13 protein-coding genes and 2 pseudogenes are annotated in these 15,988 nt (G+C 57.2%); 11 read left to right on the forward strand and 4 right to left on the reverse strand.

What is annotated here, in order from left to right; all coding sequences use genetic code 11:
• Positions 1–15 precede the first annotated feature (15 nt).
• The 6 genes from FS804_RS12200 to FS804_RS12225 all read left to right on the forward strand — a co-directional run bounded on the left by FS804_RS12200 (position 16) and on the right by FS804_RS12225 (position 6,476).
• Positions 16–882 (forward strand): TauD/TfdA family dioxygenase, encoded by an 867-nt coding sequence (locus FS804_RS12200; RefSeq protein WP_144576790.1) that lies wholly within the window; start codon positions 16–18, stop codon positions 880–882.
• Between the two features lie 32 nt (positions 883–914).
• Positions 915–1,565, forward strand: coding sequence for an RraA family protein (locus FS804_RS12205; protein ID WP_144576791.1), 651 nt, complete (start codon positions 915–917; stop codon positions 1,563–1,565).
• Entirely contained in the window at positions 1,562–2,515 is a 954-nt protein-coding gene (locus tag FS804_RS12210) for a carbon-nitrogen hydrolase family protein (RefSeq protein ID WP_144576792.1), read from the forward strand. The genes FS804_RS12205 and FS804_RS12210 overlap by 4 nt, the downstream gene beginning before the upstream one ends.
• A gap of 16 nt (positions 2,516–2,531) precedes the next feature.
• Entirely contained in the window at positions 2,532–3,905 is a 1,374-nt protein-coding gene (locus tag FS804_RS12215) for an MmgE/PrpD family protein (protein WP_144576793.1), read from the forward strand.
• A gap of 121 nt (positions 3,906–4,026) precedes the next feature.
• On the forward strand, positions 4,027–5,124 hold the full coding sequence (locus FS804_RS12220) for an ornithine cyclodeaminase (RefSeq protein WP_144576794.1): 1,098 nt from the start codon (positions 4,027–4,029) through the stop codon (positions 5,122–5,124).
• Positions 5,125–5,135: 11 nt separating this feature from the next.
• Positions 5,136–6,476, forward strand: coding sequence for an MmgE/PrpD family protein (locus FS804_RS12225; protein WP_144576795.1), 1,341 nt, complete (start codon positions 5,136–5,138; stop codon positions 6,474–6,476).
• Here FS804_RS12225 and FS804_RS12230 read toward each other — a convergent pair whose 3' ends face one another.
• Both FS804_RS12230 and FS804_RS12235 read right to left on the reverse strand, forming a co-directional pair.
• A complete protein-coding gene (locus FS804_RS12230; RefSeq protein ID WP_144576797.1) occupies positions 6,477–7,877 on the reverse strand; it encodes an amidohydrolase family protein in 1,401 nt (466 codons plus the stop codon).
• Positions 7,867–8,601, reverse strand: a complete 735-nt coding sequence (locus FS804_RS12235) for a response regulator transcription factor (RefSeq protein ID WP_144576798.1) — start codon at positions 8,599–8,601, stop codon at positions 7,867–7,869. Before FS804_RS12235 ends, FS804_RS12230 begins: the two co-directional genes overlap by 11 nt.
• A 781-nt stretch (positions 8,602–9,382) precedes the next feature.
• On the opposite strand from FS804_RS12235, the gene FS804_RS12240 reads away from it, so the two are divergent.
• The 4 genes from FS804_RS12240 to FS804_RS12255 all read left to right on the forward strand — a co-directional run bounded on the left by FS804_RS12240 (position 9,383) and on the right by FS804_RS12255 (position 12,741).
• Positions 9,383–10,102 carry a LuxR family transcriptional regulator gene (locus FS804_RS12240; protein WP_144576962.1) on the forward strand — a complete coding sequence of 240 codons (720 nt, stop codon included), beginning with the start codon at positions 9,383–9,385 and terminating at the stop codon, positions 10,100–10,102.
• A gap of 158 nt (positions 10,103–10,260) precedes the next feature.
• Positions 10,261–11,025: an acyl-homoserine-lactone synthase gene (locus tag FS804_RS12245; protein WP_144576800.1), complete on the forward strand. Its 765-nt coding sequence runs from the start codon at positions 10,261–10,263 to the stop codon at positions 11,023–11,025.
• A complete protein-coding gene (locus tag FS804_RS12250; RefSeq protein WP_144576802.1) occupies positions 11,022–11,732 on the forward strand; it encodes an autoinducer binding domain-containing protein in 711 nt (236 codons plus the stop codon). The genes FS804_RS12245 and FS804_RS12250 overlap by 4 nt, the downstream gene beginning before the upstream one ends.
• Before the next feature lie 583 nt (positions 11,733–12,315).
• Positions 12,316–12,741, forward strand: coding sequence for a hypothetical protein (locus FS804_RS12255; protein WP_144576804.1), 426 nt, complete (start codon positions 12,316–12,318; stop codon positions 12,739–12,741).
• A gap of 945 nt (positions 12,742–13,686) precedes the next feature.
• Here the strand turns inward: FS804_RS12255 and FS804_RS25160 are convergent.
• Positions 13,687–13,893: pseudogene (locus tag FS804_RS25160) on the reverse strand (nucleotidyltransferase); the annotation flags it as partial.
• 234 nt (positions 13,894–14,127) lie between these two features.
• Between FS804_RS25160 and FS804_RS12265 the strand changes: the two are divergent.
• Positions 14,128–15,048 carry a LysR family transcriptional regulator gene (locus tag FS804_RS12265; RefSeq protein WP_144576805.1) on the forward strand — a complete coding sequence of 307 codons (921 nt, stop codon included), beginning with the start codon at positions 14,128–14,130 and terminating at the stop codon, positions 15,046–15,048.
• A 261-nt stretch (positions 15,049–15,309) separates the two neighbouring features.
• Here FS804_RS12265 and FS804_RS12270 read toward each other — a convergent pair.
• A pseudogene (locus FS804_RS12270) lies at positions 15,310–15,815 on the reverse strand (transposase); the annotation flags it as partial.
• Positions 15,816–15,988 lie beyond the last annotated feature (173 nt).

The following is a 15,988-nucleotide window of genomic DNA, read 5'->3' on the forward strand; positions in this document are numbered from 1 at the left end:
GGAAGGAACAGACATATGCTCAATACTCGAAGGATTTCAGCGGTCCAGGACGGAAGCAACGTTTGTGCGGATATCGTTGGCTTCGACTTCAACGACTATGACGAGCAGGACATTGCAGAGATTCGTAAATACTGGCTCCACTATGGCGTGCTTCGCTTCCAGAGTGCCAATATAACAGACCAGCAGCAAGTCGACTTTTCCCGTCATTTCGGGGAGTTCGTCATCCACCCCAAGCAATTGCAGGAAGGCGGGCATCCCACGCACAAGGAAATACTGGTGATCGCCAACACCATAAAGGATGGCAAGCCATCGGGGGCCATGGGCAACAGCGAGGCGACCTGGCACACTGACACCTGGTTCTACGAACGTCCGCCCGCCGGCGCCATTCTGCGAGCCGTCGAAGTGCCGGCGGAAGGCGGAGACACCTATTTTCTCTCCACCTATCAGGCTTACGACACCTTGCCTGATGACGTGCGAAAGGAAATCGACGGTCGGCAGATATTCTTCCAGAATGTCTACGACAAGACCGGCAAGCTTCGGCTTGGCAAGCGCGAGCCGAGGACCAGCGATTTCCGTGAGTGGAGTGGTATAGTCCACCCGCTGGTGCGAACCCATGCCGAAACGGGGCGCAAAGCGCTTTATCTTGGAGGAACGGCTGAGGGTGCCTGGATTGTCGGCATGCCGCTTGATGAAAGCGACGATCTGCTGACGCGCCTTTGGCGCCATACGACGGATACGAAGGAGGTTTTTGTCCAGAAATGGACGAAAGGCGACATCATGATGTGGGACAATCGCTGCACCATGCATCGTCGGGATTCCTTCGATCCGAACACGATCCGGATCATGCACCGGACCACGACCGCCGGCGAACGCCCGGTCTGATCATTTCTGACGCCAGCAAAGCGACCTGATTCATGGAACAGTATCGGACAAAACCGGGAGAGCCCCCTCTCCCAACGGACCTCTGCGCCCTGCTGCGCGATGTTGAGACCGCAACCATCGGACATACCGAACATCTCGGCTTTCTCAGCACGAGCATCCGCCCGGTCTGCTCCGCGAAGGTCACCGGTCAAGCCCTTACCGTCGCGGCCCCGGGCCGCGACGGAGTTGTGATCTACAGGGCGATCGACCTTCTCCAGCCCGGCGACGTTCTCGTCATCTCGAGGATCGACGGGGATGACATCGCATGTGTCGGCGGCGGTGTCGCGACGGCGGCAAAGGCGCGCGGCGCCGCTGCCATCATTGTCGACGGCCCGTGCACTGACGTCGAGGAAATTGTCGCATCGGGTCTGCCCGTCTGGTGTCGCGGCGTTTCGGCAAAAACCACGAACCGGACATTCCGGATTGGTGGTTCCATCAACGTTCCCGTCGCTTGCGGCGGCACGGCGGTCCTTCCCGGTTTCGCGGTGCTCGCAGACAACTCCGGCATCTTCGTCGCAGACCGTTCACTGATGCGCAGCCTGGGTGAGGCTGCGCTGAAGCGTCAGGAACGGTCCGCGCGGCTGCGAGCCCATCTTGCGGCAGGCCATTCAATCTTCACGTATGATGAGGCGCACGCCCAATGAAAATATCGCTCATTCAAATGAACTCCCAGCCGGACCGCCGGGCAAATCTGCGTCAGGCGCAGGCTCTGATGCTCAAGGCCGTCAAGGAGGAAGTGCCGGATCTTATCGTCCTGCCGGAACATTTCGACTGGTCAGGCGGTACGGCCGCGGAAAAACTCGCGGCGGCAGACTATATGCCTGGCGGTGCGGCTTACCGGATGGCACAGGAATTTGCCTGCCGGCACGGATTATGGCTCCACGCAGGCAGCATGCTTGAGCGTGTTCCCGGGGAAGAGCGTATATACAACACCACCGTTGTGTTCGATCCCGACGGGAAGGAGGCTGGCCGCTACCGAAAGATTCATCTTTTCGACATTGTGGCGCCCGACGGCAAAGCCTATCGCGAGTCCGCCACAGTCGCACCGGGGCACGACCTGCTCGTCTATGAAGCTTGCGGCCTCCGGATCGGCGCCGCAATCTGCTACGACCTTCGGTTTTCCCGGCTGTTCGATCAACTTGCCGAAAACAAGGTCGATCTTGTCATTCTGCCGGCTGCCTTCACGATGCAGACCGGAAAGGATCACTGGGAGGTCCTGTGCAGGGCACGCGCCATCGAGTTCCAGGTCTATTTCGCCGCGTGCGGCCAATGGGGCGGTTACCTCGCGGCCGGTGGCGAGACCCGGCAGTGTTTCGGCAACTCGCTGGTTTGCGATCCCTGGGGGCAAGTGATCGCCCGCGCCTCGGACGGGATGGGCATTGCGACAGCACGGTTGGACAGCCAGCGAATACATGATGTGCGTCGGCTTATTCCGATGGCGCGCCATCGTCACCAGTTTCCGGCCGCAGCATCCCGGGCATGTCCCGCTGAAACGGCGGGGCTAGCAGCTCAACATTTGGCAGTCGATCATGCTGCCTGCGATGGGCTATGTTCGACTTGCCGCAGCAAGACAGGCCTGCCTGCCTCTTTTTGATAGTGGAGAGAGCATCATGAATGCCCCCGCAACGCTGACCCTTGCGGACTACCTCGTGAATACGACTTTCGAGAACCTTCCGTCCGACGTGGTAGAGAAAGCTAAGCTCTGCCTGATGGACTCGCTCGGGTGCTTTTTTGGCGGTCATCAAACCCCGGTCGCGTCGGGCCTGGAACGGCTTTTGGCGGATATCGCCGGAGGCTCCACCTCGGCGCCCTTTCCGGATCCCGCCTGGCAGGCATTTCATTACGCGACTTTGGCCAACGCCCTCGACCTCGATGACATCTACTGGAAGGGCCATCCGGGGGCGACAGTGATTGCTGCCGCGCTCGCAGTTGCCAACCGCTCGGGCTCTACGGGGCGCGACCTGATTGCTGCAATCGTCGCCGGATATGAGGTAGGGTGCCGTATTGGTATGTCGATCGTCAACGACACGCCGCGTAAGACAGTCCATGGCCACGGCACCTGGCAAATATTCGGCGCAGCCGCCGCATCGGCGAAACTGCTGAAACTCGATCGTCGGCAAGCGGCCCATGCCTTTGCCATCGCAGCTGTCAATGCCCCTGTCGCTTCAGTCATGAAGACGGTTTACGGGACCACACCGACAATGGCGAAGAACAATTTTGCGACCGCGGCAATGGGCGGTGTTAATGCAGCGTTTCTTGCGCGTGCCGGATTTGAGGGACCGCTCGACGTTTTCGAAGGAGACACCGGGTTCTGGCGGATGGCGGGCGCCGACGGCGCCGACCTGTCGCGGCTGAAGATCGGTCCCGATATGCGCTACGAGATACGAGACATCGGCTTCAAGGCGTTCAGCTGCTGCAGGATCATTCAGAGCAGCGTCGAAGCTGCTGTTGAGGCTTTCGCCGTCGGAGCGATTGAAGAGACCGGTCATGACGTCCGGGAGATCGAGGTCTTCGCGTCGGAGATTGTCTGCCGTCCTCCATTCAATGATCCCGAACCCCGCGATATCTGGGCAGCACAGTTCAGCGCACCGTTTGCAATCGCGATGGGCGTGCTCAGGCATGCGGCCGGTCCGGGATGGTTCGCACCATCGCGTTTTGCAGAACAAACAGTGCGCGAGCTGACGGCAAAAATCCGGCTCTTTCCTCTGAGGTCGGCCGATCGAGCGCATCACCACCACGCGGCAAGGGTTTGTCTTCACCTGCTCGGCGGTCGGGTCGTGGAGACCGCCGTCGAGGTTGCAAAGGGCGATGCTGCCAATCCGCTTGCGCCTTCATTCCTGGAGGAGAAGTTTTTGCGCCTGTCGGCGGGGCACTTAACCGGAAACGCAAGGCTGGAAATGCTGCAGTTCCTTAAACAGCTGCAGTTGAAAGATGACCTGCGGTTTCTGCTGGATGCGATCCGTGTACCAGGATGCTCATGTTAATCTGCAGACAGTCCCATGTAACCGCAATGCATATTGTTGCATAAAAGATAGCTAATCTTGGCTTTATTTCCCGCTGATTCCTGCTGAAATCATCTCGTTCGATGTTCGAGAAGGATCACGCATGAGCCGAGGATTTATCAGTCCAAGCCTGTCAGACATACCGTGTTACTCCGCGACCGCGATCGCCAGGGATGGAGCTCTGCTTGATGGAAAGATCGTCCATGCGGTCGCCGGGAAAGCATGGGACGACATTGCCCTTGGCTCCGCGTACGGCACGAAATCGGTGCTTTCCATCCCGCCCGGGGAGACTGACGGGCACCCCTTGATCAAGGAGGCAGGTTTGCTGGAGGAGCGCCTCGGCTGGAAGCTGTCCTGCCTTTCAAGCGTCAACAGCCGCTACGGGGCAGTGAAGATCGTTGGCGCAAACGCCCTCAATCGGCAGCTTGGTCTTCCACGCTCGCGGTCCACAATTGTCCTTATGGACAAGTTTACCCTCGTTCCTCTGTGCCTGCTGGATGGAACCGACATCTCCGCCGCCCGGACGGCGAGTTATGCGACGCTTGTTCTTGAGCGATTGCTGGCGCCCCGTCGGGATATGTCAGTCTTCCTGTTTGGCGCCGGGCCAATTGCCGAGAAGATTATCCTGGCGCTCGATCGATGCCATGGGGAGAGGGTGCGCGAGGTCCTTGTCCGTAGCCGGACAGGTGATTCTGCCATACGGCTCGCGGGATCGCTCGGAGAGAAGGTGACCTTCGACATCAATCCTGTTTTGGACAACCGCGATCTCGGTCGATGCGATTTTGTGATTACGGCATCGAACGCCAAAGCGCCCGTTTTTGAGGCCAGCGAGATCGGCGACGCTGCCGTGCTTCATCTCGGTGGAGATGAGACCCCGCCCGCACATCTGGAGCGGGCGCTGCGGTGCGGTCGCGTTCTATGTGACGACGTGGCAATGGTGTCGCGCCGTGGTTCCCAAAGCCTAGCGCTTCACTTCTCGCGAAAGGGGACGACGCTGGAGCAATTGGGATCCTTGCTCGGTATCGGCTCAATCACGACGATCCTGGATCCGTCGGAAATCGGGAAGGAAAAACCTGTCCACATCACCTGTGTGGGCCTTCCCATGCTGGACCTTTATGTGGCCGCCCATGTCTATGAGGCTTTGTCTGGCGTCACAAATGATAACGCCAGCGGAGCGCCGGTTGCAGAAGCAACCCAGTGAGAGATGCTCCCATGTATTTGACGACGCTTCTCGCCGAATGCATTGCCGACCGCGTTTTCCATGGCGCGCCGGTAGAGGTCAGGAACAAGGCGCTGGCCTGTCTGTTCGATGCCATGGTGTGCGCCCTCGCCGGAAAAAATGCCACGGGATCGACCAGCGCCAGACTCGTTGCAGCCCGAATTTTCGGCCCAGGACGCGCACCGCTGTGGTTTTCGGACGACCGCTTATCGACCGTCGGTGCCGCCTTTGCCAATTCTGCTTCTGTATGCGCCCTTGATTTCGATGATGGCCATCGCGCGGCGCGTGGACATCCAGGTGCTGCGGTTATCCCTGCTGTTCTCGCCGCCTGCGCGGAGAGCGCAGCTGACCCGGAGGACTTCGTCGCCGCAATTGTCGCCGGCTACGAGATCGCCATCCGGATCGCCGCCGCACAAAATCCTGACAACATAAAAAGCCGCCAGAGCGGGCTTTGGGCCGGCTACGGCGCTGTCGCTGCAGCCGGAAGTATCCTCAACACAAGCCGGGATCGCCTCGCCCAAGCCCTGGCGATCAACGGTGTTTGGGCTCCCAATCAGGCCGCAAACGGAAGTTCCGGCTATTCGAAGCTCACCGGAAATCAGGCGAAAGAAGGAATCCCGTGGAGCGTTGTTACTGGCCTTACCGCACTCGAATTGGCCGAAGAGGGGTTTACTGGTCCGGCAGACATTCTCGATTACGCATCTCATTTCAATGGGGAGCGTATCAGGAGCGGACTTGGTCTGACCTGGGAAATACTGGGAACCTATTTCAAGCCGTATTCATGCTGCCGCTATATCCATCCGGCCATCGATGCAACGCTGGACCTGATGCGAAGCCGGAGACTCGAGCCGAAAGACGTGCTGTTAATTGAAGTCCACACATTCCAATGGGCTCAGCGGCTGCAAAACAGCGTCATGCCGAAAACTCTTGTTGAGGCGCAGTACAGTTTGCCGTTTTGTCTGGCCGCAGCGGTCCGCCGCGGCGCCTCCGCGCTCGCACCCATCAATGAGCAGCTTCTCGAAGACGGGGACATCTGCTCCCTTGCTGGCGCCGTCACCTTGACGGTCGATGACCGGATCGACCATAAATTTCCGGCAGAAACCTTGGCGAGGGTGACGTTGACCACTCCTTCAGGCGAAATTACGTCCACCACCGCGACGCCACGTGGGGATGTGGGCCGACCGATGCTTTGGGACGAGCTCGAGAGGAAGTTTCATGAGGTCTGCAGCGGGAAATTGACTGCGGCGCGCGAGGAGGCTTTCGACAGGGCGATTGATCATCTCAAATTCGGCGATCCTCTGCCGTTCCTGCAAGAGATTTCGGCCGACCTGTGATTATCGGCTCACTCTCCCGACCGCCGAAGTGCTCCAACCCTTCCCACCAATCGCTCCATTCCAGACCACAACCTTGCCATGGATGATGACATGGCGGACGCGTCCCAGATTAACGTGATCGACGATCACGAGATCCGCGCGCCTGCCCTTCTCGATCAGACCGCGATCGCCTGCCAGTTGAGGAAAGGCGCGTGCAACGTTGCCGGTGGCCAAAGCGACAGCTGCAGCCGGTGGCATCTGCTTTTTGCGAACAATGCGCTGGATTGCCACGAGGATGCTGTCCCAATGCCCGCCGGCATAGTCCGTCGAAATCGTATCGACGCATCCCGCCTCGATTAGAGCGTCGAAATTCGCCGGATTATTCCGCCAGCGTGTCTGGATGCTGTCGAGCGTCGAAACATCGATGGTGACGCCGCGCTTTCGCAGTTCGCGCGCGAACGATACGGATTCATCCGGCAGAAACATGGGATGGTTCGAGTGACCCGCGACGATGTTTGCGCTCGGGAATTTTTCGGCGACTTCGATCAGACGTTCGACCGACGGCGCCGAATTATGAAAAATCGCCGGGAAGCCCACACGCGCGGCTTCTCGGGCCACTTCCTCAAAGCCTCTGAGCGCGAGAGCGACGGACGGCATCACGGAAGCAAGAATGACCTGACGGCAGGCTTGCGCGCTGCAGACATCGGACAGACCAGCTTCGTCGAGAATCGCCTGCAATTGCCCATCGGTGACTCCATCCTCGACTCTAAGGTAACGGCCGACCACCGCATTTCGCAACTGACGTGAAACCAGAGGTGAGACGTCCCGTCCCGTCGCCCGCTTCATCGCCTCGGGAATGAAGCGATATTCCTGCGCGCCGCCGCCCAACGTCTGTCCCCCGCCGACCTCGCCGAGCGCTTTTGCTCCCTGAAACAAAGCATCATCGATCGATGCGTGTCGATGCCGTGCGGTGAGGCCGGCGCCGTCAATTGCGAGTGCCGCTTCGATATTAGACGGCGTGTGAGCTGAGGAGATGTGGACATCTAGCGGATGTGCATCGCCCGCAAACGCCTCCTCTGGCAACGCCAGACCGCATACATTCAATAACGTTGTCGTCCCCTCGAGGAGATGCCTGTTCCGATTCCAGAGAATTACCCCCCTGTCAACAGGAGATGACCCGCTTGGCATTGATGGGCCGCTAATGCAGCCATGGGCATGCGCGTTGATCACGCCGGGAATGACCGTGTAGCCGTGGGCGTCGATGACGTCGACCCCGACAGGATCGACGGATATGTTCCCTGGCTGGACAAAAACAATTCTACCCTCACCGATACCGATGGACGCATTTTCGTGAAACGTGGTTCCGTCTCCCGTTATCACCGAAGCACCAAGGATGATCCTGTCGAGCCGATTATGGGGCATCGCGATCGCCCCCCAAACTGGCCGGAGCCTCACGCGCAGGAGATTCCAGGATATATCCGACACCGCGGACGGTGCGGATCAAATCGGGAAGCCCATTCTGGTTCAGTCTCCTTCGCAGTCGGCCTATGTGAACGTTCAGGGTGCGCTCCTCGACGTGATGCAGCCCGGGCCACACCGCGCTCACGAGTTCCTCACGATGGCAAATCTCGGTCGGCCGCTCCATCAGGAAGGACAAGACAGCAAATTCCAGTGGTCCCAGATGAATGTATTGACCGCCTCTTGAGACGCGATGATGCTCAAAATCAATCTCGATGCCGCCATAGGATAACTGACCTGTACGCGCTCGAAGCGGTGTCCGGCTGAGCGTAGACTTGCGCAGGTATTCGAGCAGCTTGACCGGCGCAAAAGGCCGGACAAAACACTCATCGGCGCCAGCGCGCTGCATGTCCACGTATTGCCCCTCGGCACCCGCACCGATGATTGCGAGCACAGGGACGGCCGCAGTGCGATGATTTCCCTTGGTCCTCGCGCACACCTCAACGGCGGGAAAGGGACCAGGCCGGCAGTCAAGGAGGACGGCTCTGACCTTGGGATCGTCGGCAAGATGGGACATCTCTTCAACGCCTCTGGCCATCAGAACCTGATAGCCCTCAACTTGCAGAATATGCGACAGGAGGAGAAAGAAGTCCGCGTCTATCGAACCGATCAGGATCAATTTTTTCATCAAATGTCCTCTACGCTGGCTGCAAGCCCTGAGAGCAGGGAGATTATTCCCCGACTTGAACCACCCTTTCTACGATCAATGCACCAATTTCCCGCAATTTTGTTTCAAAATCGACTACTAGAAGTAGTAGTCGTCAAACGCGGCGCATTGTGACATGTTTTGAATTTCGCTTTTGGTATCGGAGGAGACGGTGGCTGCCGGCACAGGTTGGCAGTTCACAAGAAAAGCATTGTAAGGGCGGACATTTGGCTAGATCGAAGAGGAAAGAGATCGGGAAGGTCGTTGGACTAGCTTCCTATCCAATGGATGGCGACAAAATCGCAAGCATGACGTCGTTATCCCTGAAATATCGTCGCATCATCCTGCCAGAGAGAAACGCCTCCGCAGGGCGACGCTTTATGCCGCCGAACCAGATTCCCCTACCAACCGGACACAGCACACTGATTGCTACGCCCTCGCTAGAGCACGGTTGGATGTTTTACCGTCGGCATCGGAAGGTTGCTCCTGTCAGACCATGTCGGTCGACCGGAGCGACTACTGAGAGACCGGCCATGGCGACCGAGCGCTAGACTTACCGAATTGCGCAGCTATGCAGGTATCGGTTTCGAAGCGACCATCCCGCCAAAGTCGCACCGATAGCGGCACGATAGGTCGAGACGAGCAACAGCCCGCCATGGCTTCTGCCGTCAAAACGCTGGCGGGTTGTCGTTTAACGACAATGGGGAACGATGCTTCTGATCTGCGCCGTGAAATTTTCCCACACACCGGAAAGGGTTACCGCATGAAAACAGTATCTGCGACTCTCGCTAGAGCTATCGAGACAATCACAGATGCCCCCACAGTCTACGAGGCTCTTTTATCTGTTCAGGAAATCTACGATGTAGATTTCGTCACCTACCACCTAACCGCAACAGTGATCACTGATCTTGATGCACCGTTTGTTCAGTCCACCTATAGTCCGGAATGGATCGCACGGTATTTTCTGAAACGATATGTCCAGGTTGACCCTGTCGTGCAACAGGGCTTTTTGCGGCAACTTCCATTCGACTGGCGTGAATTCGAGATGGCGCCCGAAATTGCAGCATTCTTTGATGATGCCTGGCAACATGGCGTCGGAGAGTTCGGTTACTCAATCCCCGTTACGGACAGGGTCGGCCGGCGCGCGATTTTTTCCCTCAGCGCGGTAGGTACCGTGAAGAAGTGGGACCGACTGGTTGCAGACAACCGATCAGACTGGATCGAACTCGCATATCAGATCCACATGAAGGCGATCAGCGAGATCCACAAGGGAGGAGACCCCGTTCCGGGCCTTAGCGCGCGTGAACGGGAGTGCCTGTCGTGGGTGGCACGCGGAAAGGATCATAAGGACATCGCGCTGATCCTCGGCATTTCCGAGCACACTGCACGAAGCTACCTTAAGTCAGGACGGCTAAAACTTGGATGCGCGACTATTTCCTCCGCCGCGGTCCAGGCGATGAAGTTCAGGCTGATCACTATCTGATGTTGCAGCAGGAGCCTAGCCCTTTCACTCTATCGCATAAACAGCCATAGACATTTAACTTTCGGCGCAATACCTCAATTGTTTGTGCCCATGCGTGGCGATGGGCAGCCCGGAATTTACGTGCAATTTGTGTCCGACAGATGATCGGAGATCGGCTCGTGTTCCTTCTTATCCAACCCCATCAATATGACCGGTACGGAGGCTTGCTGGAGCAATCGTTCCGATTGCGGAAACGGGTTTTTCACGATTGCCTTGGCTGGCAGGTCGATGTGCCTCACGGCCTTGAACGGGACGCTTATGACGGGCTGGGCGCTGTCTACCTGGTCTGGTGTGACGAGGACGAGCATCATCTCTATGGCGCGGTGCGGCTCATGCCAACAACAGGACCGACATTGCTGCGGGATGTGTTCAGTCGAACGTTGGCAGGAAAGGATATGGTGTCCCCAGTCGCATGGGAAGGCACGCGAATGTGTCTCGATGTCGACCTCCTTAAAAAGTCACAACCGGCGCTCAGCCCATCAAGGGCGTTTGGGCTCCTTTTGCTGGCGTTGTTTGAATGCGCCTTCGCCCACGGCATCAAAACACTCGTGTCGAATTACGAGCCGCCAATGGAGAGGGTATACCGGCGAGCGGGATTGAGAGTGAAGGAGATTGGCCGTGCCGATGGTTACGGCCGGCTCCCGGTGTGTTGCGGCGTGTTCGCGGTCTCAGCCGAAACGCTTCACCAAATGCGGAAAGTCCTTCGCGTTGCGCAACCTCTGTACAGGCGCATTCTGCCCGACCGGACGGAAGCGACGGACTGGCAAACGCCTCGACGCGCGGATCCTATCAAGCCTCTCAGAAGAACGAAGAACCTCTGGACCTGCAATGCAACTCACAGTCAGACGTGCAACTCCCGGGCGGGGCGAAAAGACCTGGGATGAAAATCTGGCTGCGCAAATTAATCGATACGACGTCCATGATGAAAACCAGCCAGGCGACGGCCGAACTGCTGGATCATCTGACCCGTGAGCTTGGGTTTGACTACTATCACGCGGTGACCGTCCGTCACCCCGGATTGGGAAACGCCATCTTGTCCAATGCCCCGGAGGAGTGGCTGGACAGATATGCGCAGGAACGTTTTGAACAAATCGACCCAATCCTCATTCGAGCCCGAGAAATAATGGCGCCATTTGTCGTTGATATTGAGAATGAGGGAAGAGGCGCACGCGGACAGCTTCAGGCATTCTATTCTAGTGCCGACCTAGCGGGCGTAAGGGCCGGCATATGCATGCCCGTGACAGCACCATTCAGCGAATTGTTCACCCTCTCACTTTTCACCGGTGATGTTACCGTGCCCCACAAATACCAACTGCAGCCCGTTCTGAGTGCAAACGCTGTCGCGCTACTCCATAAGCACATCGAAGCAACCGAGGCGGCGTCGACCAGAGCACCGCCCATCGAATTGACGGCGCGGCAGTCAATCGTCCTTAAATGGGCGGCTGAAGGAAAAACGACCCAGGAGATAGCGCTGCTTGAGAACATGACGCACCACACTGTCAATTTTCATATGAAGAACATTCGGCGGAAACTTAAGACCGTAACGCTCCCGCAGACGACGGCAATGGCCACAAAGTTGAAACTGATCTAAAAACCACGAGGTCGTCGACATTCGTCCACTATAACAACCTAAGCAGCGTTCGCTGAATCAACTCCACCGAAATCGATCAGTCGGCCGATAGCATAGCCGACATTTTTCCGCGCCGTGCTCAATTTTGCCAATGCACAAGATGAGGACGATCGTCGGTTCGCCCTTAGGTGCCGAAACTTAAGAAATTGTGTGTTTTGCTATGTACTATTTTTTCCTGCCGGGCTGTAAGAAGGTCTGCTATTCTGCGTTACGTCGGCTATGAGCCGCGTCTTCCCGCGCAATCAAATCGTGCACTACGGGGCTTTGCAAGGTAGATCAAAAGCAGCCACCAACAGGCCGCTTGTTGGTTGCAATTCTGATTGTAAGCACCGAACGGCGGTCTCCAAAGGGTTGACTTCCTGCACCGGCGCTGGCGCAATGGTGCCTAGGGGGCAAGCCATGAAATGACGGTTGAGGAGACTTTGGCCTCATTGGTCGAGGCGGTAAAGGGTTTCCTCAAGCAGGTAGAACTCGCCTATGCTAACAACGACGAGACGGCGCTATTGAGCGTCCTTTACGCTCAGATGTTTGGCCGATATGCGGGGTGGTACGTGAACGCGGATGGGACAAGCGCGAGCAAGACGGCAAATGGATGGACGCGACTGGCAAGGCCGACAGCGATCTGGTGACAAGAATTCAGCCGGACGTCGTCGCTCATATAGTCGGGAAGCGCAAAAACCTTCTGGTCGTGGAAAAGAAGCGCTCCGCTAACCGAAGCCGAAAAGCTTTGGCCCGCGATATCCTTACCCAACAGGAAGGGGATTACGGATGTGCGGTTGGCGTTCACCTTATCGTAGACATAACTAGGAGCGTCATCACCGGATGCAACGCCTACATCAACGGCGCGATAGACGACCACTCGACAGGATGGCTAATGGGAGCGACTTCCATAGATCCCGTGTTTGCGGCTCTGCGCGTGATTGGCCAAATGCATCTGCAAAATCATAGCCTCTTGACGGAGGCGCCGTAAGAGCGAGTTTCCGCATCGATTAGCGCCCTAAGTTTCACTTTGGGGTAGATAATTGTCTCCCATTGACTGAATGCTCGATGTTCAAAGCGGGCCTGAAAGCAGGTTTAGCGGTGCGAAGGTCACAAGCCCGTATTTTATTAGGTTCGTTTCCTGGCGGGGTGTAAGAGACGACAAGATACCCGGAGAGGTTATAGATTCGATTGGTTTGACCAACTGGCCGCCAAGAGCCGGTTGACCTTGTCCGGTCGGTCGAGCCAGACGGCTGGATTCACCCCGCCGCTGGACCAAAACCGGGAAGCACTTCACGACTGTCTGGTTTCCATGCAGTGGATGGCATGCCCAGGGTCAGCGCGCAGCTGGTTGGCGGTCAAACTCAAGCACCAAATGAAAGACCAAGTCTTCAACCTGCGGAGGAGACTTCGAATGAGTGCATGATATCCGGCAGAAACGCTTGGGTTCGCCGCCTTAAGGGAGCGAATGATGGAAGGTGGGTATGACGGGAGTAGCGGCGGCCATGCCGGCGTCAGTTTCATCTGACCGCACGCTACGATCATCGGTCACAGTGTAAGCCACCATCCCGCCACAAGCTCGTCGGTGTATGGCTCCTTCGGGTCAGAGAACCGTCCGAGGCCGTGAAGAAAGAGATACTGGTCGGAAATATCTCTGTCCTTAACCAAATACCTTGGCCTCCGTTCTCAGTTCCACGTCACCAAGGCCCGCTTCGATATAAAACGAAATCCGTGGGTTTGGCTTTTCGACCTATCCCGGTCTTCTGTCTGCGCGGAACATCTTTATGAAACTCAAGACTGTCGATATCTGCAACCTCCGGGCCGAGTGTCGTCCGCCTCAGCATTGGGCCGCACTTAGCATTTTCCATTTCGCCGCGGAGAGCTTCGGAAAGCGCTGTGTCCTCAGGCACCCAATAGCCGCCTGCACTCGGCCTCGGCGAAACGTAATTGACGTGTGCGGCTCATCGACCCACGCACCGGGGGCATAGGAGCCGAACAGGACAATTTGATAAATCCGTCCGTGCTTCTTGGCCTCGGACTTCGAACGCTCGACGATGCCAGCGAACTCTTCATGGATGATTCGGACGACCTTTTCCAGTTCACGCTGCTTTGTCTGTGGAAGATGTCCGATATCCGTTTTGATGGTCTCATCATCGATTCTTTCGGGTAGATATTCTCGCCGCTATCGGCAGACTATTGCTACTCCACATGTAACCCAAACGCGACTGCATTATGCGGCGCTTCACCGCCCTCAGCAAGCATTAATAGTGATACCTTATCAATGTTGCATCTGGACCTTGGCAACCGAGCCTTTTATCTTTCCTGTAATCGAGGCCTGCCTCGACCCTAATTATGCTGCTAGGCGAAAGGGTTTGGAATGGATTTGCGCCAAATGAGCACATTCGTTGCTGTCGCGGAAGAACTGCATTTCGGGCGCGCCTCTATCCGGTTAAACCTCGCCCAGCCCGCCGTCACGGCCCAGGTACAGGCGATCGAGAAGGAGCTTGGTGTTCCCCTTCTCATTCGTTCCACTCGTCGGGTTCAGCTCACCGCCGCAGGTTCGGTTTTTTATGAGCGCTGCGTTCAACTGCTTCGCGATGTAGACGAAACTTGTGCCGTCACACAAGCGGTGGCGGGCAAGGCTGCGAGCAAGATCACCATCGGCACCATCCATCCGGCAACCTTCGGTGTTCTGCCTGACTTTCTTGCCCGAATTGGCCGACGCTATCCGGATATCCGCATTCATATCCGCAATGGCACAACAGAGTCCATCGTGCGGGACATCGAGCGCGGACAGGTCAATATCGGTTTCGTCCGGCCTTTGGACAATAACGGTGCATTGCGATGGCAGGCGATAACGGAAGAGCGTTATTTACTCGCCGTGGCCAAGGATAATGCTCTCGCCCAAGCCCAGACCGTCACACTAAACGATCTTCGCCGCCAGAAGATTATTTCCTTTTCGCGTTCGAACCTGTCCTACACCGAGCGGTACTTTCTGGAGACTTTTCGCGAGCATGAACTTTCCGACCGCATCGTCTATACCTGCGACGACACGCTTTCTCTGATCGCGCTCGTTTCCGCAGGTGTCGGTGTCGGGTTCGTTCCGGAATGGGCGGCAAACCTGCCGAATAGGAACTTCTGTTTGAAGGCAGTGGAGGAGATTGATCTGCGCATCGACCTTGGATTGGCCTGGAGCAATCAGGACCCAACGGCCAATCGTGATGACATCATTGAGATCGGCCGCCAGCTAGCAGCCAACATTGCGAAAGGGCCCGCTCGTAAGCAATATCGCAATTGAACGTCCGATACTGCATGGCGACGGTCCTACGGTTTCTCGTTTGGAGTAAAGTTGTGATCGCCCCGAAACAAGCCCCCCTTGTCGTGTGCGACGACCAAGCAGCAAGTCTGTCGCACGCTGCAGCCCTGCCTCCGTTCATTGCCAAGACCATTCCTTGGACAAAGGGCCTGCGAAGAATCGAGACCGACGGCAGGACCCGCTCGGAAGAGGTGGGAGGACCTGCTGTTTCCAGCCATCCTGACCTTTGATCCACCAGCCTGCGGCGGGCAGAAGCTCTGCATCGTCGACCTTGTGGTATGGCCCACGCGCCATTGTTTTGCCTTTCAGCCGCTCGATGAGGTTTGAACGGGAGACGCCCAGCGTGTCTGCGACGGCCTTCGTCGCGAACCGTCCTTCGGCAACAAGATCGGCCGCGATATCCGTTTTTTTGAGTTCGCTTTGGATAGGGCTTCGCGGAGGATTTCAACCTCCATCGTCTTGCGACCGAGCATGCGCTCCAGCTCGCGGACACGATCCTCCAGCTTCTTCACTTCGGAATTGCCGACAACTGGCTCGTCAGAATCCACGGCTGCAGCACCTCCCTCGCTCAAGTGCCTGCGCCGCCGATAAAGCAGATCGGGCGCGACGCCATGACAGCGAGCGGTCGAAGATACCGTCTCCCCAGGTTCGAAACTCTGCTCAATGATTGTCAACTTTTGCTCGGTTGTCCAACGCCTGCGGCGGACATCACCCGTCAGCAATTCAAAGTGTCGATACTCGTTAGACATAAGCCTGATGGGGTTGTCTAATCGCAGCCGGGGCGTCAATAGGAAATTTTGTCGATGCATCGCGCTGCCGGGTGCAGGACGAGCCTTCAATGTGGACGACGCATTCAACTGAGACAGTGATGCAACCCCATCAACGGAATGGCTCGGCTCACGTCCCGGCAGGGACACTTTTC

Origin of the sequence: Agrobacterium sp. DE0009, from assembly GCF_007680755.1 — a bacterium.
GTDB lineage: Bacteria > Pseudomonadota > Alphaproteobacteria > Rhizobiales > Rhizobiaceae > Agrobacterium > Agrobacterium tumefaciens_B.